Annotated in this window: 27 protein-coding genes; 16 read left to right on the top strand and 11 right to left on the bottom strand. The window is 65.8% G+C overall.

The features are described 5' to 3' along the window. The first annotated feature begins 153 nt into the window (after positions 1-153). Positions 154-981: a DUF502 domain-containing protein gene (locus tag KZ498_RS09760; protein ID WP_312618498.1), complete on the top strand. Its 828-nt coding sequence runs from the start codon at positions 154-156 to the stop codon at positions 979-981. Between the two features lie 26 nt (positions 982-1,007). Here the strand turns inward: KZ498_RS09760 and KZ498_RS09755 are convergent, their stop codons facing one another. Further along, positions 1,008-1,646, bottom strand: coding sequence for a stage II sporulation protein M (locus KZ498_RS09755; protein WP_312618497.1), 639 nt, complete (start codon positions 1,644-1,646; stop codon positions 1,008-1,010). 136 nt (positions 1,647-1,782) lie between these two features. Here KZ498_RS09755 and KZ498_RS09750 point away from each other — a divergent pair, with 136 nt between their 5' ends. Beyond that, complete coding sequence (locus KZ498_RS09750; RefSeq protein ID WP_312618496.1) at positions 1,783-2,760, top strand: phosphoadenosine phosphosulfate reductase family protein; 978 nt, start codon at positions 1,783-1,785, stop codon at positions 2,758-2,760. A gap of 629 nt (positions 2,761-3,389) precedes the next feature. Further along, positions 3,390-4,577: an MFS transporter gene (locus KZ498_RS09745; protein ID WP_312618495.1), complete on the top strand. Its 1,188-nt coding sequence runs from the start codon at positions 3,390-3,392 to the stop codon at positions 4,575-4,577. On the opposite strand, the gene KZ498_RS09740 is transcribed toward KZ498_RS09745, so the two are convergent. Both KZ498_RS09740 and KZ498_RS09735 read right to left on the bottom strand, forming a co-directional pair. Next, positions 4,578-6,647: an AMP-binding protein gene (locus KZ498_RS09740; protein WP_312618494.1), complete on the bottom strand. Its 2,070-nt coding sequence runs from the start codon at positions 6,645-6,647 to the stop codon at positions 4,578-4,580. It lies immediately after the preceding gene. 147 nt (positions 6,648-6,794) lie between these two features. Beyond that, positions 6,795-7,664, bottom strand: coding sequence for an SDR family oxidoreductase (locus tag KZ498_RS09735; protein ID WP_312618493.1), 870 nt, complete (start codon positions 7,662-7,664; stop codon positions 6,795-6,797). Between the two features lie 236 nt (positions 7,665-7,900). Between KZ498_RS09735 and KZ498_RS09730 the strand changes: the two genes are divergently transcribed. The 5 genes from KZ498_RS09730 to KZ498_RS09710 are packed head-to-tail and all read left to right on the top strand — an operon-like array spanning position 7,901 to position 12,839. After that, the gene (locus tag KZ498_RS09730) at positions 7,901-9,250 is read left to right on the top strand and encodes an ABC transporter substrate-binding protein (RefSeq protein WP_312618492.1); all 1,350 of its coding nucleotides are present in this window, start codon (positions 7,901-7,903) and stop codon (positions 9,248-9,250) included. A 9-nt stretch (positions 9,251-9,259) separates the two neighbouring features. Further along, positions 9,260-10,204, top strand: a complete 945-nt coding sequence (locus tag KZ498_RS09725) for a branched-chain amino acid ABC transporter permease (protein WP_312618491.1) — start codon at positions 9,260-9,262, stop codon at positions 10,202-10,204. Next, a complete protein-coding gene (locus KZ498_RS09720; RefSeq protein ID WP_312618490.1) occupies positions 10,204-11,352 on the top strand; it encodes a branched-chain amino acid ABC transporter permease in 1,149 nt (382 codons plus the stop codon). Before KZ498_RS09725 ends, KZ498_RS09720 begins: the two co-directional genes overlap by 1 nt. A gap of 1 nt (position 11,353) precedes the next feature. Beyond that, positions 11,354-12,109 (top strand): ABC transporter ATP-binding protein, encoded by a 756-nt coding sequence (locus KZ498_RS09715; protein ID WP_312618489.1) that lies wholly within the window; start codon positions 11,354-11,356, stop codon positions 12,107-12,109. Continuing rightward, positions 12,102-12,839: an ABC transporter ATP-binding protein gene (locus KZ498_RS09710; protein WP_312618488.1), complete on the top strand. Its 738-nt coding sequence runs from the start codon at positions 12,102-12,104 to the stop codon at positions 12,837-12,839. Before KZ498_RS09715 ends, KZ498_RS09710 begins: the two co-directional genes overlap by 8 nt. Before the next feature lie 14 nt (positions 12,840-12,853). Here the strand turns inward: KZ498_RS09710 and KZ498_RS09705 are convergent, their stop codons facing one another. Continuing rightward, the gene (locus KZ498_RS09705; protein ID WP_312618487.1) at positions 12,854-13,558 is read right to left on the bottom strand and encodes a helix-turn-helix domain-containing protein; all 705 of its coding nucleotides are present in this window, start codon (positions 13,556-13,558) and stop codon (positions 12,854-12,856) included. 107 nt (positions 13,559-13,665) lie between these two features. On the opposite strand from KZ498_RS09705, the gene KZ498_RS09700 reads away from it, so the two are divergent. After that, positions 13,666-14,247: a GNAT family N-acetyltransferase gene (locus KZ498_RS09700; protein WP_312618486.1), complete on the top strand. Its 582-nt coding sequence runs from the start codon at positions 13,666-13,668 to the stop codon at positions 14,245-14,247. Here the strand turns inward: KZ498_RS09700 and KZ498_RS09695 are convergent, their stop codons facing one another. Further along, the gene (locus KZ498_RS09695) at positions 14,248-14,721 is read right to left on the bottom strand and encodes a peptidylprolyl isomerase (RefSeq protein ID WP_312618485.1); all 474 of its coding nucleotides are present in this window, start codon (positions 14,719-14,721) and stop codon (positions 14,248-14,250) included. It lies immediately after the preceding gene. A gap of 129 nt (positions 14,722-14,850) precedes the next feature. Here KZ498_RS09695 and KZ498_RS09690 point away from each other — a divergent pair, with 129 nt between their 5' ends. After that, positions 14,851-16,533 (top strand): methylmalonyl-CoA mutase family protein, encoded by a 1,683-nt coding sequence (locus KZ498_RS09690; protein ID WP_312618484.1) that lies wholly within the window; start codon positions 14,851-14,853, stop codon positions 16,531-16,533. Between the two features lie 562 nt (positions 16,534-17,095). On the opposite strand, the gene KZ498_RS09685 is transcribed toward KZ498_RS09690, so the two are convergent. After that, positions 17,096-17,806: a plastocyanin/azurin family copper-binding protein gene (locus KZ498_RS09685; RefSeq protein WP_312618483.1), complete on the bottom strand. Its 711-nt coding sequence runs from the start codon at positions 17,804-17,806 to the stop codon at positions 17,096-17,098. A 103-nt stretch (positions 17,807-17,909) separates the two neighbouring features. Between KZ498_RS09685 and KZ498_RS09680 the strand changes: the two genes are divergently transcribed. From KZ498_RS09680 to mce, 4 genes are all read left to right on the top strand, one after another. Further along, a complete protein-coding gene (locus KZ498_RS09680) occupies positions 17,910-18,263 on the top strand; it encodes a winged helix-turn-helix domain-containing protein (protein ID WP_312618482.1) in 354 nt (117 codons plus the stop codon). Between the two features lie 2 nt (positions 18,264-18,265). After that, positions 18,266-18,565: a hypothetical protein gene (locus KZ498_RS09675; protein ID WP_312618481.1), complete on the top strand. Its 300-nt coding sequence runs from the start codon at positions 18,266-18,268 to the stop codon at positions 18,563-18,565. Continuing rightward, positions 18,562-18,837, top strand: coding sequence for a hypothetical protein (locus tag KZ498_RS09670; protein WP_312618480.1), 276 nt, complete (start codon positions 18,562-18,564; stop codon positions 18,835-18,837). Before KZ498_RS09675 ends, KZ498_RS09670 begins: the two co-directional genes overlap by 4 nt. A gap of 74 nt (positions 18,838-18,911) precedes the next feature. Continuing rightward, a complete protein-coding gene (gene mce / locus KZ498_RS09665; protein ID WP_312618479.1) occupies positions 18,912-19,301 on the top strand; it encodes a methylmalonyl-CoA epimerase in 390 nt (129 codons plus the stop codon). A 22-nt stretch (positions 19,302-19,323) separates the two neighbouring features. On the opposite strand, the gene KZ498_RS09660 is transcribed toward mce, so the two are convergent. From KZ498_RS09660 to KZ498_RS09640, 5 genes are all read right to left on the bottom strand, one after another. Continuing rightward, positions 19,324-19,965: an NUDIX domain-containing protein gene (locus KZ498_RS09660; protein ID WP_312618478.1), complete on the bottom strand. Its 642-nt coding sequence runs from the start codon at positions 19,963-19,965 to the stop codon at positions 19,324-19,326. A 147-nt stretch (positions 19,966-20,112) separates the two neighbouring features. Further along, positions 20,113-20,832, bottom strand: a complete 720-nt coding sequence (locus tag KZ498_RS09655; RefSeq protein WP_312618477.1) for a diphthine--ammonia ligase — start codon at positions 20,830-20,832, stop codon at positions 20,113-20,115. Positions 20,833-20,867: 35 nt separating this feature from the next. Beyond that, positions 20,868-21,989 (bottom strand): DUF373 family protein, encoded by a 1,122-nt coding sequence (locus KZ498_RS09650; RefSeq protein WP_312618476.1) that lies wholly within the window; start codon positions 21,987-21,989, stop codon positions 20,868-20,870. 40 nt (positions 21,990-22,029) lie between these two features. Continuing rightward, positions 22,030-23,025 (bottom strand): signal peptide peptidase SppA, encoded by a 996-nt coding sequence (sppA, locus tag KZ498_RS09645; protein ID WP_312618475.1) that lies wholly within the window; start codon positions 23,023-23,025, stop codon positions 22,030-22,032. Next, positions 23,025-23,762, bottom strand: a complete 738-nt coding sequence (locus KZ498_RS09640) for a PAC2 family protein (RefSeq protein ID WP_312618474.1) — start codon at positions 23,760-23,762, stop codon at positions 23,025-23,027. Before KZ498_RS09640 ends, sppA begins: the two co-directional genes overlap by 1 nt. Positions 23,763-23,849: 87 nt before the next feature. On the opposite strand from KZ498_RS09640, the gene KZ498_RS09635 reads away from it, so the two are divergent. Beyond that, positions 23,850-24,761: an RsmB/NOP family class I SAM-dependent RNA methyltransferase gene (locus KZ498_RS09635; protein WP_312618473.1), complete on the top strand. Its 912-nt coding sequence runs from the start codon at positions 23,850-23,852 to the stop codon at positions 24,759-24,761. Then, entirely contained in the window at positions 24,758-25,258 is a 501-nt protein-coding gene (locus KZ498_RS09630; protein WP_312618472.1) for a hypothetical protein, read from the top strand. Before KZ498_RS09635 ends, KZ498_RS09630 begins: the two co-directional genes overlap by 4 nt. Positions 25,259-25,305 lie beyond the last annotated feature (47 nt).

Raw genomic sequence — 25,305 nt, 5'->3', positions numbered from 1 at the left:
GTGGACTGGGCGTCGAACGTGTTTGAAAACTGTGCGGAGCTGTATCCCCTCCCTACTGCGCTACTCACTCGCTTCGCTCGTTGCGTTGCTCCTTGAGGAAGGGGGCTTAGCGCCTCAATCCAGCTAATACGTGCCACCCGTGTCGGTAGAGACATGAGTCGTGACGATGGAGGCACAGAGACCGCAGGGCCAGCGAGCGACACAGACAGTCGGGTGTATGCCCACGTCCGCGAGACGATCCTCACTGGCGTGGCGATCACTGTGCCCGCCGTCGTCACCATCTACGTGCTCTCCGTGGTCCTGGATTTCGTGGTCGAGGCGCTCGGCCCGGTGATTGCGGTGTTGCGCTGGCTGGGCGTCATCGAAGCCATCGAGAGCGTCTACCTCGTCGCCCTGCTGATCGAACTGGGCGTGTACTCACACATCGTCTACTTCCTCACCGAACTCATCGCCGTTCTGGTGTTGCTGGCCGTCGTGTTGCTCGTCGGGAGCGTCGGGAGCCACCGCTACGGGGAGGCGTTCGTCGACCTCTTCGACTTCGTGGTCGCCCGAATCCCAGCGGTTGGGACGGTGTATCAGAGCGTCCGCCGGATGAGCGACGTGATGGTCGGTGACGGCGACGAGAACTTTCAGGACGTGAAACTGGTCGAGTGCTTCGGCGACGAGGTGTACGTCCTGGGTTTTCAGACCAACAGGTCGCTCCAGACGGTCGAATCGGGCGTCGACCACGACGACATGGTCGCGATGTTCCTCCCGCTGGCACCGAATCCCGTCACCGGTGGCTTTCTCACCTACATCCCCGAATCGAACCTCTACGACGTCGACATGACCGTCGAGGAGGCCGTTCAGAGTATTCTGACCAGCGGCGTCGCGACTGGGGGCCGCTCGAACGGCCGGGGGTCCCTGTCGCTCGCCGACATCCAGAACGTGGCGGACGTCGGACCGATGTCGTCCCTTGACCGAGACGGAGCGAAGAAGTGAGACCGGGATGACGCGGCGGCCGGTCGCTATGGCGACACAATCGCCGCCTGGTCCGCGGCGACGCCAGAGAGGTTGGTGTCGGTGTACCGCGAGGCGATTTCGAGGGTGAGGTTCGCTTCGATGTAGGCCGCAATGACGATGAGCACGGCGGCCGTAACGAGCAGCCACCCGGCTTCTCTGAGGTCCTGTCCCGTCACCAGCCCGTCCGTGCGGCCGCGGATGTACTGAATCGTTTGCCACCCGAACCGGAGCCCGACGGCGGCGACGATGAGCAACGCGGGGACTTCGATAAGCCCGTGGGGGACGATGAGCGCGGCGACGACGACGGGCGAGACCTGTTTGAGTGCGATACCGACGACGACCCCGATGAGCAGGCCGTTAAGGACCAGAGAGAGCACCGTCATCGCACCGAGCGAGACAGCGCCGAGTGCCATCACGAGCAACGCGCCGAGGTTGTTGATCGTCAGTGAGAGGGTCGTAAGCTCAGCCGGCATGAAGGGGTTTTCACCGGTCGTCCCCGGGTTCTGGAGCCATTCGGCGGGTATCTGGCTGGCGAACCCGTACCCGACCAGGACACTGGCAAACAGTATCAGCGCGGCCACGGGGACATAGCGCAACAGCCAGCGGTGGAAGAGACGGGCTGGGAGGCCTGGGCGGTCGTCCATACCACGCCTTTCGCGCCGGCGACAAAAAACCCGAGTGACCGGGCAGCGAACCGACGGCAGTCCATTTGCCACCGGCTCACACACCTGTCGAACATCCAAAAAGTACTTCACACTCGTAATTATATCTCATTACACTATGTCCGAATCAGCAGAGTTCCCGGACTATCTGGACGTTGATTACACTGACGGGGAAGGCGAGGACCCCGCGGAGTACCCGACTGTCAACCACAAGATCGAGAAGGCCATCGAGGTCACGAAGACCGGCCTCGAGGAGTACGAGAACCCTGTCGTGATGTGGACCGGCGGCAAGGACTCGACGCTGACGCTGTACTTCGTCAAGGAAGTCGCCGAGCGCTTCGACCTCGAAGTGCCCCCGGTCGTCTTCATCGACCACTACCAGCACTTCGACGAGCTCATCGACTTCGTCGAGCACTGGGCCGAGGAGTGGGACCTCGACGTCATCTGGGCCCGCAACGAGGACGTCGGGAACTACGTCGACGAGCACGGCCTCGAGCCGGGTGACGACATCCCCGTCGACGAACTCTCCGAGCACAACCAGCACCACATCCGGAACATCCTCGAATACGAGGAGGAAACCTTCCCGTTCCTGCTTGACACCTACGTCGGCAACCACCTCCTGAAGACGGTGGCGCTCAACGACACCATCGAGGAACACGACGTCGACGGCATCCTGTCGGGCATCCGCTGGGACGAGCAGGAGTCCCGCGCCGACGAGACGTTCTTCTCACCGCGTCACGACCCGGACATCTACCCACCGCACGACCGCATCCAGTCGATTCTCCAGTTCGCGGAAGCCGACGTGTGGGAGGCCTTCTGGAACTTCGTCGTCCCGGACACGGTCGAGGGCTACCCGGACGACGGCTACGTCCCGCAGGGCCAGGACGACCTTCCCGAGGGCATCGAGAAGGAGGACGTGCCGGTCTCGCCGAAGTACTTCGCCGGGTTCCGCTCGCTCGGGAGCGAGGTCAGCACGGACAAGTCCGCCGAGGAGCCCGCCTGGCTGCAGGACATGGAGAACACGACCGAGCGCGCCGGCCGCGCCCAGGACAAAGAGGACCTGATGGAGCGCCTGCGCGACCTCGGCTACATGTAAGCGCACGGGACACTGGTCTCCTGTCGCTTTGCTGTATGAGCACTCGCTGAGCGGCCATCCAGGTAACCGGCTACTGGAGGTCAGAGCCTCCTGTCGATGCCGAGTGTAACTACTGTAACACTTCGACAGGAGTCGATGTGAACTGCGCCCGCAGTAATAACGGGTTCTGTGCGGTCGAACTCACAGAGCGCGTCTCTGGCAGTACTCTATTCGCACGGCCAGACGCGTCGACCGGCACCTGTTTTCACCCCTTGGTATCCCATTCTAGACTGTGGAGCTATTCAGCCATAGACTGTGCGAGGGCAGTACGTCACCCTGTGGCCGGAATTCCGACTGGAAAATATTATAGACGATTGTCGAGAAAAGGTTTAGGTACTGTCGAACGCTATAAATAGGTGAATGAGTTCAGACCAGTACAACTGTCCGAACTGCGGGGCGGAACTGAGTTACCAGACGACGAAGCACAACGGCTGTTCGAACTGCGGCTTCGTGCCCCCGCACAGCGCCGAGTAAGGCGGGTCGGGCGGACGGCCGCTACGTCCTGTGGCCGATGGTTGTCGTCCTCAGGGAGCCGGACCGCATATTCGGCTCCGACATCTATTTTTCTCGGCTCGCTGTATCCGTTGTCTGTGACGGACCGCACAGACCGGGGTGTTCTCGCCGGCGTTATCTTCGCCGTCTTGCTCGCGCAGGTCCTGCTGTACCCGGGCGTCGACAGGCTCGTCCGGGCGCTGGGAGCGACGACGGACCTGAACGCGAGCATGTGGTTCCTCGCCGCCGAGTTCGGAGCGTTCGTCGTCTTCGCCGGGTTGTGGGGGGTGCTCAGCGACGCAACCGGGCGGCGCACGCCGTTCATCGCCGGCGGGGCGGGCGCGGGCGCAGTGCTGTACGCCCTCATCGCGTGGCTCCCCGGCGCTACCTCGCTCCCGTTTCTCGGCGTGCTGGTCCTGCGGGCGCTTCAGGGTAGCGCCACCATCGCCGCGTTCTCGCTGGCGATGACGATGCTGATGGACCTCGGCGGCGGCCACGGCAAGAACATGGGCGCGGCAGGCATCGCAATCGGCAGCGGCACGGCCCTTGGCGCGCCACTCGGCGGCCAACTGTACGAGATCGGGACGACGCTCCCGCTGTACGCGGCGAGTACGTTGTCGCTCGTCGTCGCGGCGGCCGCCCTTCTGGTGACGGACCGGGCACCGTCGGACGAGCGGTCGGGCCTGGCAGCGACCGCGGCCGGCCTCAGACGGCGGCCCACGCTCGGCGTCCCGTACGCCTTCGGGTTCATCGACCGGCTCACCGCCGGGTTTTTCTCGCTCGTCGGAACCCTGTATTTCAGGGAGACCTTCGAGCTGAGCCCCGGCGAGACCGGCGTCATGCTGGCGCTGTTTTTCGCTCCCTTCGCCCTGCTGCAGTACCCCTTCGGCGTGCTCTCGGACCGCATCGGCCGAACCGTGCCAATCGTCGCCGGGTCGGTACTGTACGGCCTCACGGTCATCGGCGTCGGGCGGGCCCCGTCGGTCGCCATCGCCGGTGCCGGGATGGTGCTGACCGGCGTCATCGGCGCGCTGATGGCCCCGGCGACGATGGCGCTCGTCTCGGACCTCGCCGGCGAGAACGGACGCGGAACCGCCATGGCCGGGTTCAACGTCTTCGGCAGCGTCGGCTTCCTCGCCGGCATCCTCGTCGGCGGCACCGTCGCGGGAGCCTTCGGCTATCCGGTCGCGTTCCTCGTCGCCGGCGGGACGGAGATAGTGCTCGCAGTGCTCGCACTGCCCGGATTGCTACGGCTGGAAAAGCCAGAGGACCCCGTCAGGGGGTGACTACGACGCCTCGCGGACCTCCTCGAGCGCCTCGGGGTTCTCGATGCTGGACATGTCGCCCAGGTCCTCGCCGCGGTAGACGCCGGCGATTGCACGGCGGATGATCTTCCCGCTCTGGGTCTTGGGGAACTCGTCGACGAACAGCACTTCGCGGGGCCGGAACGGCTTGCCGAGCTCCTCGCCGACGGCGGCGCGGATGTCGTCCCGGAGGTCGTCAGAGGGGTCGTAGCCGGGTTCCAGCACGGTGTAGAGGACCACGGCGGTGCCGGTGGTGTCGTCCGGCGCACCGACGGCGGCGGCCTGGTTGACCGCCGCGTGTTCCATGGCGGCGCCCTCGACCTCCGCCGGCCCGACCTTCCGCCCGGCGACGTTGAGCACGTCGTCGGCACGGCCATGCAGGAACCAGAGGCCATCCTCGTCCTTCTGGGCCCAGTCGCCGTGGTCCCAGACGTCGTCCCAGGTCGACCAGTACTCCTCGAGGTACCGTTCGTCGCCGCTCCACAGCGACCGGGTCATCGACGGACAGGAGTCCCGGGCGACCAGATAGCCCCGCTCGTGGGTGTCGGCGATGGATTCGCCGGCAGAATCGACGATGTCGATGTCCATCCCCAGCCCCGGGCCGCCGAGCGTGCAGGGCTTGAGCGACTGTATCGGCATCGGCATGAGGAAACAGCCCATGATCTCGGTCCCGCCGGAGATGTTGATGATCGGGCAGTTCTCGTCCCCGACGTGCTCGTAGAACCACAGCCAGCTCTCGGGGTCCCATGGCTCGCCCGTCGACCCCAGCAGCCGCAGGCTGGAGAGGTCGTGGCCGTCCAGCCACTCGTCGCCCTTCTTGCGGAGCGCCCGAACCGCGGTCGGCGAGACGCCGAAGGTGGTGATGTCGTGGCGGTCGATCATCTCCCAGAAGCGGTCCGGTTCGGGATGGTCCGGTGCGCCCTCGTACATGAAGACCGTTCCGCCGAAGGCGTGGTTCCCGAGCAGCGTCCAGGGCCCCATCATCCAGCCGATGTCGCTCACCCAGAAGAAGCGGTCGCTCGGCTTGTGGTCGAAGCCGAAGTAGATCTCCTTGGCCGCCTGCATGAGCGCCCCGGCGTGGGTGTGGACGATACCCTTCGGTTTCCCGGTCGTCCCGGAGGAGTACAGCAGCATCGACTCCTGGTTGCTCGGGAGTTCCTTGGCCGCGTACTCGTCGTCAGCGGTCGCTATCGCCTCGTCCCACCACTCGTCGCGGCGGGTCCAGCGAATCGTCTCGTCGGGGTCGTCGGCGACGCCGAGGCGGTCGTAGACCACAGTGTGTTCGACCGGGGTCGTCCCGAGTTCCTCGCCTGCCTGCTCGATGGCCTCGTCGGCGCTCCCCTTGAGGTGGATCCCCGACCCCCGGCGGTAGAAGCCGTCCCCAGTGAACAGCACGGAACACTCCGCGTCCGCGATGCGGGTGGCCGTCGCGTCGACACCGAACCCGGAGAAGATGGGGACGGCGATGGCGCCGACTTTGAGACAGCCGTACAGTATCGACGCCACCTCGGGGACCATCGGCATGTACAGGCCGACGGTGTCGCCGGTGCCGACGCCGACGGATTCCAGGTAGTTCGCCACCTTGCTTGCCTGCCGGTTCAGTTCGTGGTACGTGATCTCCCGGACGTCGCCGGGTTCGCCCTCCCAGATGAGCGCGACCGTGTTTCGCGTGGGGCTGTCCCGCGCCGCGTGGCGGTCCAGCACGTTGTGGGCGGCGTTGATGGTCCCGCCGGCGTACCAGTCGGTGAACTGCGGGCCGCCGCGGCCCGCGGCCTCGTCGCTCTCGCTGTCCGTGTCGCTTCCCGGCCCGCTGTCATCTCTGACGGTGTCGTACGGCTCGAAGAACTCGATGTCGAGGTACTCCGGGAGTACGTCCCAGAACCACTCGACGCCCGAGTCGGGTTCGTCCGGCAGGTCCGTGGTCGTTCGCTCGATGAGTTCCTCGTAGTTGTCGATGTCGTACGCCTGCATGAACTCCCAGACGTTCGTCGATTCGACGAACGAATGGCTCGGTTCGTGGACGATGGTGTCTACGTTGGGTTGGTCGCTCATAGCGTCAGTGTCCTGTAGTGTTTGTCAGTCTGGTATAAACTGGTACCGCCGACCGGTACGTGATACACCCATCTGTCAGTCGGGCGAGTACGCCCCTGTATCACCTGTCTGAATCGAAGCTACAACTCACGTTCACACACAGACGTCTCACTCGTAGGTCTTTGTCATTCCGCCGTCGAACAGCAGGTCCCCGCCGTTGAGATGGTCGGCGTGGGTCGAGAAGCCGAACACGAAGAGGTTCGCCACGTCGATGGGGTCCATCATCTCCTTGACCCGCGCTTGGCCCAGCATCACGTCGTCGATGACCTCGTCGACGCTGATTCCCCGTTGCTCGGCGGTGTCGGGGATCTGGTCGACGACCAGCGGCGTCTTGACGTAGCCCGTGCTGATGGAAAAGCCCCGAAGGCCGTCGCCGCCCTCGGCGGCGATAGACTGTGTCAGCCCCCGCAGGCCGAACTTCGAGACGTTGTAGGCCACCTTATCGGAGGTGACGTAGTGGCCGTGGACCGACGCCATGTTCCCGATGGCACCCACGCCGTCGTCGGTCCCGCGGATGTGAGGGATGACGCGCTTTGCGAGCGCGAGCGGGGCGCGAAGCATTACGTCGTGCATCTGGTCGTACTTCTCCATCGGGAAGTCCTCGATGGCGTCGATGTGCTGGAGGCCGGCGATGTTCGCGAGATACCGAACGGTGCCGTGGGACGCGGCCGTCTCGACGATGGTTTCGATGTCCGCGTCGCTCGCGAGGTCGCCGGTCACTGTCTCGACGGCCCCATCGAGGTCGAGGTCCTCTGCTGTCGCCGCGACCTCGTCGAGTCCGTCCTCGTCGATATCCGTCGCGACGGCGGTCACCCCGTTGGCCGCCATCGCCAGCGCCGTCGCCCGTCCGATACCCGAGCCGCCACCGGTCACCAGACAGACGGTGTCGCCGGTGAAGTGGTCGTCGTCGACGAACAGAATCGAGGAGTCGTCGATGGGCTCGACTTCGAGCCGTTCGTGAGAGGTGCTGGATGCCATTCAGTCACACGTTCTTCAGACACGTCCGAATAGGGGTGGGTTGACATGTATACCCGGTCTGTTGCTGTGGCGAGTACAGCAAGTCACTTTGGCCTGAGCCACAGCGGCCCGTGGTTTACGTGTAAACCTCCCGTTATTCGGGGGTTACGTCGAAAGAATCAGTCATCCCTGTGAGCGTGGCACACACTGCGTGACCAGATAGCCCGGACTCGTCCGGGGCGTATTGGGACACACCTATGGAACGAACGACAACGGACCATGACAGCGAAGGTATCGGCAGGCGACAACTGCTCTCCGCGGTCGGCGGCTCGGCCGTCGCCGCTGCGCTCGCCGGCTGCTCGACGTTGCTGAGCGACGGCGACACAGCGGACCAGGGCGGGCAGTCCGGCGGCGGCATCTCCGACGAACCGATACAGGCCGGACTGTTGACGTTCACCCGTGGCGCACCGGGCGTGCTCGGTATCCAGGCCCAGCGCGGCGCCGAACTCGCAGTCCAGCGCATCAACGAGGCGGGCGGTATCGGCGGACAGCGCGAGATCGAACTGGACGTCGTCAACGAGGGGTCGAACCCGCTCGACAGCTACAACCAGTTCATCGAGGAGGGGAAGGAGGTCACTTTCGGCCCTATTTCCAGCGGCACCCACAGTCAGATCGCCCCCGAGGTCGAGAAAAACGAGGTCATCAACGTCGGCACCGACGGGACGGTGACGACGCTGTACGAGGAGACCGTCACCGACCCGACCTACTCCTTCCGCTTCCAGAACTACGACATCATGGAGGTGGTGACGATGGCCCGGGAGGCCGTCCAGCGCATCGGCGCCGACAACATCTCGACCGTCGCCGGGGTCAACCCCGGCTACTCCTTCGGCGAGGACGAGATGCGGGTGTTCAGGCAGGCCATCCAGAAGCTCACCGACGCCGAAATCGTCTACGAGGGGTTCCCGGAACTGGGGGCCAGCGACATGTCGAACCACATCACCTCCATCAACAACGAGGAGCCGGACGTGACCTTCTCCAGTCTGTGGGGCGGCGACGTGACGACGTTCGTCAGACAGGCAAACGCCAACAACATGTTCGAGAACACGACGGTGTTCGGCACGACGCTGTACAGCGCGGCCGGCGACGTGCCGGGCGACGCGCTGGCCGGGACGGACATCTACTCCGGGTCGCGCAACTACTACTGGGGGAAGCCGGCGCTCGGTAACTGGCAGCCCGGGCGCGAACTGTTCGACGCCGCGACCCAGCAGGACGGCGTGACCGTTCCGACGGCACACTACATGAGCGGGTACGGCGCGGTCACCGCCTGGGCGACGGCCGTCGAGAAGGCCATCGACCTGCTGGGCACCTACCCCAGCCAGGAGCAGATATCGCAGGTCCTGGAAGGACACGGCTTCTTCACGCCGGCCGGCTACCACAACATCGCCGAGGACCACCAGGGCGCGTCGAACTCCTTCGCCGGGCAGATGGTGTACGACGACGACCTCGGCGCGGCCAGACTCGAGGACGTCAACACCTACGCCGCCACCGAGACGGCGCCGCCGCCGGGCGTCACCGGCAGCGACTGGCTGGACAGCTGGAGCGCCTGACACCGAGCCATGGCCGTGACACCCACAGCCGCGCTCGTCCAGACGCTCAACGGCATCCAGTTCGGGTTCATCCTGTTTATGATCGCCTCGGGACTGACCGTCATCCTGGGCATCCTGGACGTGTTGAATCTGGCCCACGGGGAGCTGTTCTCGGTGGGCGCGTACACCGCCATCGGCGTGTTCGGGTTTATCATCGGCGTCGTCGGCCCGCCGGGGGGCGGTGTCGCCGGGACCGCCGTGTTCGTCCTCGCGGTCCTCGCAGCCGTCCTGGTGACGGCGGCTATCCTCCTCCCCGTCGGGACCCTCTTCGAAGCGGTGTTCCTGCGCCAGATCTACGACCGCGACCAGGTGTACCAGCTGGTGTTGACCTTCGCCCTCCTGCTCATACTGCTGGACGTCAAGAAGTTCATCTGGGGGGACAGCTCGCTCAGGACCGACGCCGTCTACAGCGCCATCAACACGATCCCGACGAGCGAACTCGTCGGGCTGAACTACCCGACCTACAACGTGTTCGTCATCCTCGTCGGCTCGGCCGTCGTCGCGGGCCTGTTCTGGTTCTTCGAGCGCACGAAGACCGGGCGCATCATCAGAGCGACGGCCATCGACCGCGAGATGGCGACCGCCATCGGCGTCAGTACCGACCGCGTATTCACGCTCGTGTTCGCACTCGGAGCCTTCCTCGCCGGGTTCGCCGGGGCGATGGCGGTGCCGCCGACGTCCGCGACTCTGGAGATGGGCACCAATCCGCTGGTGCTTTCGTTCGTCGTCATCGTCATCGGCGGCCTCGGCAGCCTCCGTGGGGCCTTCGTCGGGGCGCTCCTTGTCGGTGTCATCCGGAGCTGGATGATCACGCTGTACCCGCCGGGCGAGATTGCGGCCCCGTTTGCCATCATGGCGCTCATCCTGCTGGTCAAGCCAGAGGGGCTGTTCGGGACGTGGGGTGAGACCGCGTGATGCCGGAGCGAATCGACCGCGACGGAACGCCGGCGTATCGCTTCCTCGGGGTCGAACTGACCCGTCGGGAGGCGGCCTTCCTCGCCCTCGGTGTCGTGTTCCTGTTCATCATCCCGGACCTCACGAGCCTCTCCGACAGCCTCCAGCTCAGCGTCATCCACCAGGGCCTGTTGTTCGGCTTCGCGGCAGTCGGACTGAACCTCCTGCTTCGCCACACGAAGCTCACCTCCTTCGGCCACGCGGCGTTCTTCGGCACCGGCGCGTACGCGACCGCAGTCCTCGCTCGGTACGCCGGCGTCCAGAGCGTCGGCCTGCTGTTGCTCGGGGCCATCGCCGCCGCGACGGTGATGGCGGCCGTCATCGGGGTGCTGTCACTGCGACACACGGGGCTTTACTTCGCCCTTCTGACGCTGGCCTTCGGCCAGCTCCTGTACGCCGTCGCGCTCGGGCAGAGCGCGCTCGGGGGGAGCGACGGGCTCCCCGTCAGGCCGGGGCCGGCCAATCAGCCGCTCCTGTTCGGGGCCTCGTTCAGCCCCGACGTGTACCAGGTGCTCACCTACTACCTGACGGTGGTCGTCATCCTCATCGGCCTGTTCGTGATGTACCGCATCACGCAGTCGCCGTTCCGCAACGCGCTTGATGCCATCGGGCAGGAACGGACCCGGGCGCGGTTCATCGGCCTGCCGGTCCGCCGCTACGTCTGGGTCGCGTTCGTCGTCTCGGGCATCTACGGCGGCGTCGCGGGCGGCCTGTACGCCGTCGTCCGCCAGTACGTCCGCCCCGAGGGGACGCTGTTTTTCCTCCGGTCGGGGGACATCCTGTTCATGGCGATACTGGGCGGGTTCCGGACGCTGGTCGGCCCGCTCATCGGCGGTGTCGTCCTCGTGTTCCTGCAGGACGTGGGCCAGGACGTGACCCAGTACTACGAGTTCCTGACCGGCGTGGTGCTCCTGATACTGGTGTATGGCTTCCCGCGGGGTATCGTCGGGTCGCTCCGGTCCGGCGGCATCGTCAACAGGCGGCTCGGTGAACTGCGCCGAGAGCCGTCGGTCCTGTCGGCGTGGGGCCGGACCGCCGTGCAATCGATAGAACGGAAGGTTGCCGAGTCGCTGACCAGCCTGCGGATAATCCTCTTCGGAGTCGACTGATATGCTCGAAGCACGCAACCTGCGGAAGTCCTTCGGTGAACTGGTCGCAACTGACGACATCACGCTCGAGTTCGGCAAGGAGGAGGGCGAACTCGTCTTCATCGTCGGCCCGAACGGGGCCGGGAAGACGACGTTCATCAACCTCCTGACCGGCTTTCTCTCGCCGGACGAGGGCTCCATCGTGCTGGACGGCGACGACATCACCGGCATGTCGGCGAACGGGCGCGTCGACGCCGGCATCGCCCGGAGCTTCCAGGTCGTCAAGGTGTTCGAGGAGATGACCGTCCGGGAGAACCTCCGGACGGTCGTGCTGACCGAACAGGGCAAGACCTGGAGCCTGTTCTCGATGGCCGACGGCCACGAGGACGTCGAGTCCCAGGTCGAGGAACTGCTGGCGAAGTTCCGGCTCGAAGACGCGGCCGACACCGTCGCCGAGGAACTCCCCCACGGCGACCGGAAACTGCTCGACGTGGCGATGTCGTTCGGCCTCGACCCTGACTACCTGTTGCTCGACGAGCCGACCTCGGGGGTGTCGACCCGCGAGAAGGAGTACGTCATCGAGACGATCGTCGAAGTCGGCCGGGCCGAGGGCGTCACGACGGTCACCATCGAACACGACATGGACATCGTCACGGAGTACGCCGACCGCGTCGTGGCCCTGCATCAGGGGGCCGTCCACGGGGTCGGCCCGCCGACGATGCTCGAAACGGACGACGAACTCCGGCGGCTCCTCCTGGGGGTGGGCGAGGATGAGTAGCGACGCCTTGCTGTCGGTTCGAGGCCTCAACGCCGCCGTCGAAGGGTTCCAGGTAACCGAGGACGTCGACCTCGACGTGAACGCCGGGGAGGCAGTCGGGTTGGTCGGCCGGAACGGGGCGGGCAAGACGACCACCTTCCGGGGCATCATGGGCCTGACGCCGGTCTGGAGCGGGTCGGTCCGGTTCCGCGGCGAGGAGCTGACGAGCATCCGCTCGGAGCTGATTCCCAAGCGGGGCATCGGCTACCAGCCGGAGGACCGGAAGCTGTTCACCGGGATGACCGTCGACGAGAACTTCCGGCTCCCGATATGGACCAGCGGGAAAGCCCGCGGCATCGACGACGAGGACGCGGTCATCGAGAGCGTCTACGACGTGCTCACCGAACTCGACGACCGCCGGAGTGCGAAGGTCCAGAACCTCAGCGGCGGCCAGGCGAAGATGGTCGCCATCGGCCGGGCGCTGGCGCTCCAGCCGGACCTGCTCATCCTCGACGAACCGCTCGAGGGGCTGGCCCCCGTCGTCGTCGAGAACCTCAAACGCTACATCCGGGCCATCAACGACCGCGACATCGCAGTGCTCATCGCGGAGTCCAACGTCACGCACGTGCCCGACGTCGTCGACCGCCTCTACGTCATCGAGCGCGGCGACATCGTCGCCAGCGGCGACCCCGAGGAACTGGCGGCCGACGAGGACATCCAGAAGCTGATGCAGGGCAGCGGGGCGGAGTAGCGATCGAACCGCACTCACTCGGTCACGTCGTTCATCGCCGTCGTAACGCGGTCGAGAATCTTCCGCTGACTGCGCCGGAGGTTCTTCGAGATGGCCATCTTCGACACGTCGAACTCCTCGGCGAGCGACGACAGGGTCGCGTCCCGGGGCGTGTCGAAGTACCCGCCCTCGACGGCTTTCTCGAGCGTGTCCCGTTCCACTTCTGAGAGTTCCCGACAGCCGTCGACCAGCCGCTTCGCCGAGTCGATGTTCTGCAACAGGTCGTAGTAGTCCTCCAGGTCGACCGACTCGCGGGACCGGACCGTGTACTCGTTGTCCCGTTCCAGTTCCGACAGGGTCCCCTCCGCGACCCGCTCGGTGTCGAAGCCGACGTGCCAGATCTCCGAGCCGTCCCGGATGCGGAACGGCCCGGTGATGTACCCGCTGTGGTCCCGGATGACGCTCATCGCGTTCGTCTCGTCGATGCGCGAGCGGATGAGCGCCAGGTCGCCCTTCCGGCGGAGGAGCTGGTAGGACTCCATGTGGTCGTGTGCTTCGAGCGCGTTCAGCCCGCGGTCCAGCTCCTCGCGGTCCGCGCCGTTGACCATAATCCGCGTCTCCAGTTCCCGCTCGACGGGGTGGAAATCCCACTGCTTGGCCAGGAACGACACCTCGTAGTCACGTGTCGTGTCGATGTACGGACAGTCGTACTGGACCATGTCCATCTCGAGCGATATCATGCGTAATCAATCATGTTGGACTCTCTTAGTGATTGCCTATCTGCCACGTGACCCCCCGTGCCAGTCACGCCGCAAACCCTTTTGACTGCGGCAGTTAAGTTTCGGGCATGTACGTCCGGGATGCGAAAAACCGAGAGGAAGTCTGGTTGCTCGACCGTATCGAGGAGATGGGGCTGGACGATACGGCCTTCAGGTCCCGGGACTACGTCCTCGCTATCGACGAAGAGAGCCACGAGAAGGCGGGCTTCGGCCGTATCCGCATTCACAAGGGCGACGAGCCCGTCTGTGAGCTGACCAGTATCGGCGTGCTGCCGGAGTGGCGCAACCAGGGCGTGGGCGCACACGTCATCGAACGGCTGGTCGAGTACGCGGGCGACGAGGGGTTCGACACCGTCTACTCGCTGACAAGCGCCTCTGAGTACCTCTCGCAGTTCGGCTTCGAACGCCTCGAACCGGCGCAGTTGCCCGACTCGCTCCGGGACCGACTCGCGACCAAACAGGAGAACATCCAGCCGGGCGCGGTGCCGCTCCGGGTGGCCGTCGACCGCTTCCAGGTGCCCGGGCACCTCAGAAGTCGGTTCAAGGAGGCCAGTGCCGGCGGGTCCGAGGACCCCGAGCCAGAGGAGGGACCCGAGGACTTCGGCATCGACCCCGACGAGGCGACCTACAAGTACGACACGGGCGACTGATTATCTGACGTCGACGACCTCGATGTCGAACACGAGCGTCTTGCCCGCCAGCTCGTGGTTGAAATCGACCTCGACAGCGTCGTCCCGGACCCCGGTCACGTCCCCGTGGAGGCCGTTTTCGGCCTCGACGTGGAGCCCGACTTCCGGCTCTTTCCCGACCATGCCCTCGAACGTCTCGGGGTCGTACTCGCGGACGCGGTCGGCCTGGAACTCCCCGTAGGCCTTCGCCGGGGGCACCGTGACAGTAGTCTCCTCACCCGCGGCCATTCCGACGATAGCCTCGTCCAGCCCTTCGATTATCTCTCCGGCACCGACAGTAAAGGAAAGCGGTGCGTACTCGCTTTCCTCGACGCCCTGTGCCTCGATGAGTCCGTGCTCCCTGGCGACGTCGGGCCGTGACGTATCGAAGACGGCCCCGTCCTCGAAGCGGCCGACGTACTCGATGGTGACGCCGTCACCCGGTTCGATTGGCATACGTCCCCGATAGATGACGACGATATAAACCCGCCTCGGAACGCCGCGCCGCCGTATCGTCGCGAGTGGATATTAAAAACCGTGAACGATTTAAGAACCCTTAAGCTTCCGCCGTCCGACAGTCCGCCCATGTTTGACCCCGACGAGCTGGAGGAGATACGGGAATCGAAGGCTCAATGGGAGGAAGCCGACGTCCAGCCCACCGTCGACCGCTTTGGCGAACGCAAGGAGACGTTCACCACGGACACCGAGGGCCACGAGGTAGACCGTCTGTACACGCCCGCAGACGTCTCCGACCTCGACTACGAGGCGGACCTGGGGTTCCCCGGCCAGGAACCGTACACCCGCGGCGTGTACCCGACCGGCTATCGGGGTCGCCTCTGGACGATGCGCCAGTACGCCGGCATGGGGACCGCGACGGAGACCAACGAGCGGTTCAACTACCTGCTCGACCAGGGCCAGACCGGACTCTCGATGGCCTTTGACCTCCCGACGCAGATGGGCTACGACTCCGACCACGCGATGGCCGCCGGCGAGGTGGGCAAGACCGGCGTCGCCATCGACTCGCTTGACGACATGGAGACCGTGTTCGACGGGATTCCGCTAGACGAGGTCTCGACGAGCATGACGATTAACGCCCCAGCGTCGGTGCTGCTGGCGATGTACATCGCCGTCGGCGACAAGCAGGGCGTCGACCGCGAGGAACTGCGTGGGACCATCCAGAACGACGTCCTGAAGGAGTACATCGCCCGGAACACGTTCATCTACCCGCCGGAGCCGTCGATGCGGCTCATCACCGACATCTTCGAGTTCTGCGCCGCCGAGACGCCGAAGTTCAACACCATCTCCATCTCGGGCTATCACATCCGCGAGGCCGGTTCGACAGCCGCCCAGGAGATCGCGTTCACGCTGGGCGACGGCATCGAGTACGTCGAGGCCGCCATCGAGGCCGGACTTGGCGTCGACGAGTTCGCCCCGCAGCTGTCCTTCTTCTTTGCCTCCTACAACAACATCTTCGAGGAGGTGGCGAAGTTCCGGGCGGCCCGGCGCCTCTGGGCGAAGATCATGGACGAGCGCTTCGACGCCGAAAACCCCAAATCGAAGCAGCTGAAGTTCCACACCCAGACCGCCGGGTCGACGCTGACCGCCCAGCAGATAGAGAACAACGTCGTTCGCGTGTCCTACCAGGCACTGGCGGCTGTCCTCGGTGGGACCCAGAGCCTTCACACCAACGGCAAGGACGAGGCCATCGGCCTCCCGACCGAGCAGTCTGTGCGGACTGCGCTGCGAACCCAGCAGATACTCGCCCACGAGTCCGGGGCCGCCGACACCATCGACCCGCTGGCGGGGAGCTACTACGTCGAGTCGCTGACCGACGAACTCGAAGCCGAGGCCCGCGACCTCATCGATGAGGTCGACGACCGGGGCGGGATGCGCCGCTCCATCGAGGAGCAGTGGGTCCAGCGCCAGATTCAGGACGTCGCCTTCGAGCGCCAGCGCGAACAGGAGGCGGGCGAGCGGGTCATCGTCGGCGTCAACGAGTACCAGGTCGAGGAAGAGGGCGAACAGGACATCGAAGAGGTCGACGAAGCGGTCGAGCAGGCCCAGCAGGACAACGTCGCCACCGTCCGGGAGGAGCGCGACGAGGAGGCCGTCGCGGCGAAACTCGACGCGCTCCGGGGGGCCGCCGAGGGCGACGAGAACGTCATGCCCTACATCATCGACGCCGTGAAGGTGTACGCCACGACCGGCGAAGTGTGTGACGTGCTCCGGGACGTGTTCGGCGAGTACCAGCCCGGCTCGTCGATGTAACGCCACGCTTTCGGTTCCAAAGATTCCGGTCGGCTTGGTCTTTGTCCCGAATGACGGCTGGATTGAAACGCCAGCCGCCGGCTAGCTGACCCGGACCACGTTCATCCGGCCCGTCGGCCTCTGGACACGCCGCAAGCCGAAGCTGACGAGCGTCTGCACGACGCCGTTCCGGGCGATACCGTCCAGGTCCAGGTAGGCTTGGCCGCGATGGGGCCCCAGGACCCCGGTAATGAGGCCGTCTCGACCAGCTCCGTCTGCCGGATCGGTCCAGCAGCGACTCGACGGAGTGGGCCGCCCTCGCAGGGTCGGCGACGATGGTGTGACCGTGGGTCGGCAGGAACCCATCAAAAACGGCCGAACGTGGCAGTGGAGTTGTGCTCGTGGGCGGAGTGCCTCCTGTCACCGGCAGCTAAACCCGTCGGCGAACAGCGACACGGGCGCTGGAGTGATATAGCCGAACTCGGTGTCGGGCATCGGCTAGCGTTGATAACGAGTAAAATGCTACCCTGCGACCAGATACGGGGCGATGACGAGAGCTGCGTGGTACTCCGTGGCGGGCGAATCAGTGGGTGTGGCCGAGCGTCTCGTTGACGCGCTCGTTGAGCTCTTTGATCTTGGTTCGTTGCGTCTCGCCGAGTTCCGCGGGCGGGTCCTCCAGCGCGGGCTGGCCGTGGGCGTCGGGTTCGCCGACGATGACACTCCCGATCATCCCCAGGCTCTCGTGGGGTTCACAGTAGTAGTGGTAGACGCCCTCGGTCTCGAAGGTGTGCTTGAACGTCGCCCCCTGCTCGGTCAACAGACCGCTGTCCCAGGATGCCGCCCCGTCGGGAGCGAGCTGGGGCTTGTCGTTGTCGGGGTGATACGCCGCCGCAGAGTGGCTCCCGCTCTCGTTGTGGAAGGTGACGGTTCCGCCGACGTTCACGCGGGCGACGTGGGGCGCGAAGTGGTATTCGCCGTCCTTCGTTATCATCTTGACCTCGGCGTGGTCGGTCGGTTCGCCTATTTCATCGTGACCGCCGTCCTCGTGCCCGTGACCGCTCTCTGTCTCCTCGTGGTGCTCGTCCTCCGTCTCTTCGTGGTGCCCGGTTTCCGTCTCCTCGTGGCCGTGCTCGCTCTCCGTCCCCTCGTGGTGCCCGGTTTCCGTCTCCTCGTGACCGCTCTCCGTCCCGCCGCCCGGTTGACCGCCGGAGCTGGAACAGCCGGCGAGTCCGGCGGCTGCGGCCCCGGCGACAAGCTGTACCATCCGTCGGCGAGTAGGGTTGGTGGTCGTCATCACAGGTGAACGTACCCCCTCCACTCATAAAGTCCGGAAAGCCGATTTGCTGAGCCAGCAAACCGATGGCCGTTTATATATCCGGCTGGCTGTACCTCTATACGTGAGCTCCGACCATGCCGCGACGGAGGTGTTCTCCGTTCTCGATGACGAGTACTCGCGGGCCATACTCGAGGCGACCCGTCGGGGCCCGAAGTCAGGGAGGGAACTCAGCGAGGAGTGCGAGATGTCGCGGGCGACCGTCTCTCGACGGGTCAACGAACTCCTCGACCGTGGGTTCATCACGGAACGAACCCACGTCGACCCGGACGGCCACCACTACAGCGAGTACGAGGCCGTCCTGGACCGGGTCGATGTCAGACTGAAACAGGAGACGGGATTCGACATCCGCGTCGAGGTTGAGGAAGACGCCGCGGACCGCTTTGCCCGCATCTGGAACGAAATGCGTAACGACTGACCATGCACATCGAACTTGTCATCGCCAAGATAGTCACCGCCGTGCTCGGTATCGCCATCGCGTACCAGGCGTACCGTGGATACCGGCGTACCGACAGCGCCCCGCTCCGGTACGTCGCCGTCGGATTCGTGTTCATCAGCATCGGAGCCGTCCTCGAGGGTATCCTCTTCGATGTCGTCGGTCTCAGCATCTTCGATGCCGGGACGATACAGACCGCTGTCGTCGCCCTGGGGATGCTGTTCATCCTCTATGCCCTCTACGGCGGAAACAGGGAACTGGACCGACCAGGGGCAGACGAATGACCGCTGTGACCACGCTGGTACTCGTCGGTGCACGCCTCGCGGTGTTGCTGCTCGGCGTGACCATCACGTACTACAGCGTCGCGGCGTACCGCCGGACCGGAGCCCAATACCTCCGGAGCGCCGCCATCGGCTTTGCCATCATGACTTTCGGTGTCCTGATCGAGGGCGTCCTCTTCGAGGTGGCCGGATTCGACCTCGAAATAGTCCACATCGTCGAGTCCGTCGCCATCGGGCTCGGGTTCCTCGTTCTCCTCGTCTCCCTCCGGCAGTGAATCGCTGCCTATCGGGCGGACTGCCTTAGCCCGATGGCTTCCCAACTATATGTCGGGGCGGCCAATGTCCGTCCATGCGATTCGACCACGCCGGCATCGCAACGGCCGACGCCGACCCGCTCGCGGAACTGTTCGCCGACGCCTTCGGGACACCGGTCGTCCACGAGGAGACGTTCGACGGCCTGCACGTGACGTTCCTGGAACTGGACAACGGCTACTTCGAACTGCTGGAGCCGGTGCCCGATACCGATGGCGCGATTCCCAAATACCTCGACAGCAACGGGCCGGGCATCCACCACGTGGCACTGGAGACCGACGACATCGAAGCCGCGCTGGAGACGGTCACCGACTGTGGTATCGAACTGATAGACGAGAAGCCGCGGCCGGGCGCGTGGGGACACGACGTGGCGTTTCTCCATCCGAGGACGACCGGTGGCGTGCTCGTGGAGCTAGTCGAACACTGAGCCCCCCTGTCCGGTCCCGGACTCACTCGCTGTCGAGAAAGGCCCCGAACCGCTCTTCGGCGCCGGGGGTCAGGCGCTCGGGCGGCTCAGCGAACCACGCCGCCCCGACGAGTTCCGACTCGTCAACGTCGAGTGCCCCCTTCCTGTACTCCGCCCGGAGGTAGGTATCCAGCGTGTGCACGGACCCCTGTGCGTCGGTGTCCGGATAGTACTTCGAATGGACCACCTCCGCGACGCCGGTGACTGTACAGCGAATGCCGGTTTGCTCGTTGACGCGGCGGACGGCGGTCCCCTGTACCGACTCGTATTCGTCCCCTTTGCCGCCGCCCGGCAGCGCCCACACGTCAGCGCCCCGGCCCAGCACCAGCAGGACGCGGTCGCGGGTGTCGTCGGCCGCCTGCTCGGGTATCTGGTCGCTCAGCTCCGGGAAATCGGTTCCGTCACGGGTGACGAACACGACGCTGTTCCCGGAGTAGCCGGTCCCGCGTGTCGCGGCGAACACGTCGGCGTATTCCTCGGGCGACAGCTCGAAGGTCTCCTCGCTGACCGGGACCTCGTCGTAGGCGGCTTCCAGACTCGAAATACGCTGTTCGACGTTCGTCTGGTTGATCCTCTCCGTGAGGTTCGTCTCCCCGGCCCCCGGGTCGTCGGCGCCGTCAGTCATACGGGGTGATACTCCGGGGCACCGATAAGTGCCGCGGTCCAGTCGATAATCGACCGTGACTCGCAGGTCGAAAGTCCGGAGCTGGCCGGCGCGCACACGCAGTCGCCCGACGGCGACTGACTCGCCCAGTTGCTTCGCTGCTCCCGATTACGCCAGCCACGCGTCTTCGATCTGTAGGGTCCCGCGACTCCCGTCCCACTCCGTCTCGTACTCCAGTTCGATCCGGCGGTCCATGTGTGGTCCGTCGGTGACGAGCGTCTCGAACTCGCCGCCTTCCCCGAGGATGTGGACGCCGTACTCCTCGTTGAGCGCCTCCAGCTCGTCGAGGGCGTCGGCATCGAGCGTGCGACCCAGCCAAGACTCGTCGAGGCCGTAGGCTGCCACACGGATGATCCGTATCTCGAAGCCGGCGTCCAGCATCGCATCCGCGAGGTCGCGGGGGTTCTCCTGCCACAGCGGCGCGAACACGTTGGCTTCGAGGCGCTCGGCCATCGATTCGATGCGGGTCGTCTGGTACTCGCTCTCGACAGCGCCGGCGGTGACGCCGCCGATACCGCCGTCGAGTTCGGCGTCGAGGTCGCGTAGCGCGGCCTCCAGCGGTTCGAGTTCGGCGTCGCCCTGGGCGCCCGCGTCGGGCACGTCCTCGGCCTCGAAATCCTCGGGCTCGACCTCGACGAGTGGAATCCCGATGCTCTCGGCGGCCAGGCGAGCGAGCCGAGTAGCCGGAACGTGGTACATGTAGGAATCGCCTTCCGGGTGGACCGTCACCAGGCGCTCGACGGGGTAGTCCCGTTCCAGTGCCCGGTACAGCGCCCACGAGGAGTCTTTGCCGCCGGAGAACAGCGAAACCCACGCGCCGTCTGTCATAGCCGCCGGTAGCCGTCGGCGGCGTAAATCGCTGTCTATTCCGCCAGTTCGTCCTCGATATCGGTGTGGCTGACGTAGGTCGCCACCCGGACGCCGACGAGGCTGATGAGGATGCCTGTGAGGATAAACAGCCCGAGGCGGGTCCCGGCCTCCAGCGTGAACCCCTGTATCTGAACGATGCCGAGGTTGGTCTCCGGAACCTGAAACGGTTCGAACACGCCGCCGCGTTCGAGGAAGTAGGCAGAAAAGCCGCGAACGACGAGACCGACAGCGACCGCACCGAACGGGAGGTTCACGTACGCGCTCCGGACCCCTTCTTTTTGAATGAGTTCGTCCAGCAGGCGACCGAGCGAGGCGGCCAGCGCCGCACCGGTCAGCCACGGCACAGACGCGAAGGCAAAGCGGTTCGCAAGCAGGAAGGGACTGGTATCACCGACCGCAGAGACGTCCAGCACGCCGGCGAAGATTCCGACGAGCGAGAGGCCGGCGGCGACGACGTAGGTCACGAGCGACACCTGTCCCGAGTACAGGGCCTCCCGGGTCTGGCCGGGCAGTCGCGAGAGGTACGTATCGATACCCAGCCCCTTGTAGATGAGGAACACGCCGACGGCGGCCGCGATAGCGCCGACAGCGATTGTCGGGCTGGTGACGACGAGCAACAGCGGGAACGCGAGCATGATAACCCCGACGGGGACCAGTACCGTCTTGCGGAGTTCCTCGTCGGCCAGAAACTGCTTGAGCAGGTAGTACGTCGACTCGATGTCGCGGGCCTGGCGGACGACAACCCGGTCGACGGCGTCGACCCGGACGCGGCTCTCGATGATGGGAACCAGCCGCTCGTCGTCGGCGCTGTCGACGACGACGACCGCTGAATCGGGGTCGTGCTCGGCGACCAGGTCGTCGATCTGGGCGGCGATCTCCCGGTCCGAACCGACGCTGTCGCTCCCGCCGCCGACGACGGCAAGCACCGGTGAGGACCCCTCGGATTCGAGTTCGTCCGCGACGGCGAGCCCTTCGAGGAGGCAGTTGACCCGGCTGTCTTCCGGGTCCACGACCCCCGTCTGCGTGATGAGGGACTCGACGGCGTCGCGGCCGACGACGGGACACGCCGCTGTGGCCGGGCTGTCCCTGTCGATACACACCACCAGCGTAGTCACACTACGGCGAAGGCGGTCCCCGAATAAAAAACCTCCCGAGCTATCGCCGGAAGGAGAGTCCTTCGATGTCGCCGTCGGCGACGCCGGCGATACCCGCACCCAGCGCGAACGCGACCCGCTGTGCGCCCCCGCGGAGCTTCCCTGCCAGTCCGCGCTCCGGCTCGTACTCCTTGACCGTCACTGACTCGCCAAGCCGCTGCTCCAGACTCGCCTCGACCTCGTCTCGCGTCCCGAGCCGGTCGACGAGGCCCCGCGTCTCCGCCTCCTCGCCGAGGAAGATGCGCGCTTCGGTGTCCCTGAGCGTCTCGGCGTCCATCTCGCGGCCCTCGGCCACGGTGTCGACGAACTGGTCGTAGTAGTCGTCGACGATGCCCTGGAGGTACGCTCGCTCGTCTTCGCTCATCTCCTTCAGCGGGACGCCGGCGTCCTTGTACTCGCCGGCCGTGAACTGCTCGTAGGAGAGGCCGAGGCGGTCTGCAAGCTCCTTGGCGTTGACCCGCGAGCCGACGACGCCGATGGAGCCGACGATAGAGCCCTCACGCGCCCACAGTTCGTCACAGCCGGCGGCGATGTCGTAGCCGCCGCTGGCACAGACATCCGTCGCGTAGGCGATGGTCGGGCCCTCGAACTCCTGAGCGGCGATGCGGATGTCCTCGCTGGGGACGATCTGGCCGCCCGGCGTGTTCAGCTTCAGGAGCAGCGCCGCCGAGCCGCGGTCGCTGTCGGCGCGTTCGATCTGTTCGACGATGTCGTCGGCCGACGCACCGACAGGCGGACTGGTGATGCCGCCGCCGCCGTCCCGGGTAATCGGCCCTTCGACGGCGACCTCCGCGACGTTATGTGCCGGCAGCAGCGACCCGGCGACCTTGCCGCCGATACGTAACGCGACGATGACGACGACCAGCAGTAACAGGACGCCAAGCAGCTCCGCCAGGTCGTCCGGGACCACAACGAACAGGTACCACGCCGCTATCGCTGCGGCGATGCCGACGACCGCGACCAGTGCCCCACGGGCGATGTCGTCTGCGCCCGCCATTACTGATACATCCCGAGTGGTCGGGCGCTCGTGCTCTCCTCCTGGTTCTCCTGGAGCTGCTGTGCGAGCTGGGCCTTGGCCTGACCGATCTCTTCGGCCTGCTCGACCAGCGCATCGGTGTCGACCTCGGAACCGATCAGCGGGCCGATTCCCGCCTGGAGGAGCGCCCGCGCCGCTTCCGGGTCGGGGAACTGCTGGTCAGCTTCGACGATGAGCCCGATGCCGGTTAGGCCGACCCGCTGTGATTCATGGACCAGCGCGCCGGTCGGCCCGGTCATGGCGCCGTTCTCCGAGGGCGGGGCCACGTCCGCGTCTTTGAGCATTGCGGCCCCGTCACCCGTCGAGACGCCGTAGACGTTCGGAACGCCGTCTCTCTCGGCAGGGCGGCCGCTGAGGTAAATCGGCATCGCGTCGTTGGCCTCGAACCAGCGCACCATACACCCGGCGAAATCCTTTGCGCCCGAGGGCGAGATGGGTGCGTCGCTCTGGAGGACGAGCAGGTCGCGGTCCTCGTCCGCGTACAGCCGGACCGGCGGGCGGATCTCCGGGTCGTCCGTCCCGTACACGGCTATCTCCGGCAACCCCTCGCAGTGGGCCGAAGCGTAGTACTCCATGTCGTAGACGTCGACGAGGTGGTCGGCGGCGATCTTGCCGACGAGTCCGACCCCGGGGAGCCCTTCGATCAGTGTCGGCGAGTCGAGCGAGATGTCGTCTCGGTGGACCTGTACGTGTGCCATACCTCAGGTATCGGCCGCCGGCGGCTTGAAAGCCATGGGCCGGTGCCGTTCGAAACCCACAAACCGACCGCCAGCGAACGCCGGACAATGGAACCACTCGACCGCTACCGCCCCATCGTCGACGACTTCGAGGCGTTCCTCGACGCGTGTGAACGCCCGCTGCCGTCGGCCGTCAGGGTCAACACCATCAAAGCCACCGTCGAGCGGGTCCGGACGGCGCTTGCGGAGGCGGACATAGCCTACGACCCCGTCGACTGGCACGACGGCCTGTTCGTCCTGCCCGAGGACTCCCCCGGCGCGAACTGGCCGTACTTCCACGGCTGGATTCACGGCCAGGAGGAGGTGTCGGTACTGCCCGCGACGGTACTCGACCCCCAGCCCGGCGAGCGAGTCTGGGACGCCTGTGCGGCACCGGGGAGCAAGACGACACAGCTCGCCGCGCTGATGGCCGACACCGGCGAGGTTGTCGCGACGGACAACAACCTCGGGCGCATCTCGGCGCTGCGGACCAACACCGAGCGGCTGGGCGCGACGACAGTCGCGGTCACCCACGAGGACGGCCGCAACCACTCGCTCAAGCCCTTCGGCGGCGAGGGGTACGACCGGGCGCTCGTCGACGTCCCCTGCTCCTGTGAGGGGACGATACGCAAGAACCCGGATACGCTGGAGGACTGGACGCTCTCCCACGTGGAAGGTATCTCCGGCGTGCAGAAGGGTATCCTCAAGCGGGCCGTCGAAGTGACCGAGCCGGGCGGCACCGTCGTCTACTCCACCTGTACGTTCGCCCCCGAAGAGAACGAGGCCGTGCTGGACTACGTGCTCGACGAGGCGGCCTGTGAAATCGTCGAGTACGACCTGCCACTCGACCATGCCCCCGGCATCACCGAGTGGCAGGACGAGCGCTTCGACCCCGGCGTGACCAACGCCAAGCGCATCTACCCCCATCACAACGACACGGGCGGGTTCTTCTGTGCGAAACTGGAGGTGCGCGGCGAATGAGCGACCAGAGCACGGAGTTCACCCGGCTCCCCGAAACGGGCGAAACGCGCGAGGACCCCGAGCGGGCGACCCGCCAGGAGGTGCTTGATTTCTGGGCCGAGCGCTTCGGCGTCCCGCCGGAGACCTTCGAGGGGTACACCTTCTGGGAACGGGGTGCCGGCAAGCTGTGGCTGTATCGCGGCAGCCCGCCGTCGCCGGTCGACATCGAGGGGCTGGGGATGACGTTCCTGCGGACGCGCCAGGAACACTGGAAGCCGACACTGGAGGCCGTCCAGCGGTTCGGCGAGCACGCCAGCGAGAATGTCATCCACCTCGAAGAAGACGCCGCCCGGGGGTTCGTGGCCGGTGAGGACCGGGAACTCGACTGGGACGGCGACTGGGGCTATCTCGTCGTCACCCACGACCTCGCCGGCGGGGCCGAACCGGTCGGCGTCGGCCTGTACGTGTACGGCGAACTCAGGTCCCAGGTACCGAAGGGCCGCCGCCGAGAGCTCTGACCGGCGGGCGCGGTTCGATACGCGTCCCGCGCGGTCCGATAGCCCCG

The sequence above is a fragment of the Haloarcula sp. 1CSR25-25 genome (assembly GCF_032027985.1).
Classification (GTDB): Archaea; Halobacteriota; Halobacteria; order Halobacteriales; family Haloarculaceae; genus Haloarcula.
The sequence above is the reverse complement of the archived record's forward strand: the minus strand, read 5'-3'. Positions and strand labels throughout refer to the sequence as shown.

Coding starts and splice junctions, on each gene's coding strand:
- sppA (WP_312618475.1), bottom strand. CDS start 23,025: ATGGCGGGCGCAGACGACATCGCCCGTGGGGCACTGGTCGCGGTCGTC.
- KZ498_RS09660 (WP_312618478.1), bottom strand. CDS start 19,965: ATGACTGACGGCGCCGACGACCCGGGGGCCGGGGAGACGAACCTCACG.
- KZ498_RS09735 (WP_312618493.1), bottom strand. CDS start 7,664: ATGGCATCCAGCACCTCTCACGAACGGCTCGAAGTCGAGCCCATCGAC.
- KZ498_RS09700 (WP_312618486.1), top strand. CDS start 13,666: ATGTACGTCCGGGATGCGAAAAACCGAGAGGAAGTCTGGTTGCTCGAC.
- KZ498_RS09675 (WP_312618481.1), top strand. CDS start 18,266: ATGCACATCGAACTTGTCATCGCCAAGATAGTCACCGCCGTGCTCGGT.
- mce (WP_312618479.1), top strand. CDS start 18,912: ATGCGATTCGACCACGCCGGCATCGCAACGGCCGACGCCGACCCGCTC.
- KZ498_RS09695 (WP_312618485.1), bottom strand. CDS start 14,721: ATGCCAATCGAACCGGGTGACGGCGTCACCATCGAGTACGTCGGCCGC.
- KZ498_RS09710 (WP_312618488.1), top strand. CDS start 12,102: ATGAGTAGCGACGCCTTGCTGTCGGTTCGAGGCCTCAACGCCGCCGTC.
- KZ498_RS09705 (WP_312618487.1), bottom strand. CDS start 13,558: ATGATATCGCTCGAGATGGACATGGTCCAGTACGACTGTCCGTACATC.
- KZ498_RS09630 (WP_312618472.1), top strand. CDS start 24,758: ATGAGCGACCAGAGCACGGAGTTCACCCGGCTCCCCGAAACGGGCGAA.
- KZ498_RS09720 (WP_312618490.1), top strand. CDS start 10,204: ATGCCGGAGCGAATCGACCGCGACGGAACGCCGGCGTATCGCTTCCTC.
- KZ498_RS09715 (WP_312618489.1), top strand. CDS start 11,354: ATGCTCGAAGCACGCAACCTGCGGAAGTCCTTCGGTGAACTGGTCGCA.
- KZ498_RS09640 (WP_312618474.1), bottom strand. CDS start 23,762: ATGGCACACGTACAGGTCCACCGAGACGACATCTCGCTCGACTCGCCG.
- KZ498_RS09750 (WP_312618496.1), top strand. CDS start 1,783: ATGTCCGAATCAGCAGAGTTCCCGGACTATCTGGACGTTGATTACACT.
- KZ498_RS09755 (WP_312618497.1), bottom strand. CDS start 1,646: ATGGACGACCGCCCAGGCCTCCCAGCCCGTCTCTTCCACCGCTGGCTG.
- KZ498_RS09725 (WP_312618491.1), top strand. CDS start 9,260: ATGGCCGTGACACCCACAGCCGCGCTCGTCCAGACGCTCAACGGCATC.
- KZ498_RS09760 (WP_312618498.1), top strand. CDS start 154: ATGAGTCGTGACGATGGAGGCACAGAGACCGCAGGGCCAGCGAGCGAC.
- KZ498_RS09690 (WP_312618484.1), top strand. CDS start 14,851: ATGTTTGACCCCGACGAGCTGGAGGAGATACGGGAATCGAAGGCTCAA.
- KZ498_RS09635 (WP_312618473.1), top strand. CDS start 23,850: ATGGAACCACTCGACCGCTACCGCCCCATCGTCGACGACTTCGAGGCG.
- KZ498_RS09655 (WP_312618477.1), bottom strand. CDS start 20,832: ATGACAGACGGCGCGTGGGTTTCGCTGTTCTCCGGCGGCAAAGACTCC.
- KZ498_RS09740 (WP_312618494.1), bottom strand. CDS start 6,647: ATGAGCGACCAACCCAACGTAGACACCATCGTCCACGAACCGAGCCAT.
- KZ498_RS09730 (WP_312618492.1), top strand. CDS start 7,901: ATGGAACGAACGACAACGGACCATGACAGCGAAGGTATCGGCAGGCGA.
- KZ498_RS09670 (WP_312618480.1), top strand. CDS start 18,562: ATGACCGCTGTGACCACGCTGGTACTCGTCGGTGCACGCCTCGCGGTG.
- KZ498_RS09685 (WP_312618483.1), bottom strand. CDS start 17,806: ATGACGACCACCAACCCTACTCGCCGACGGATGGTACAGCTTGTCGCC.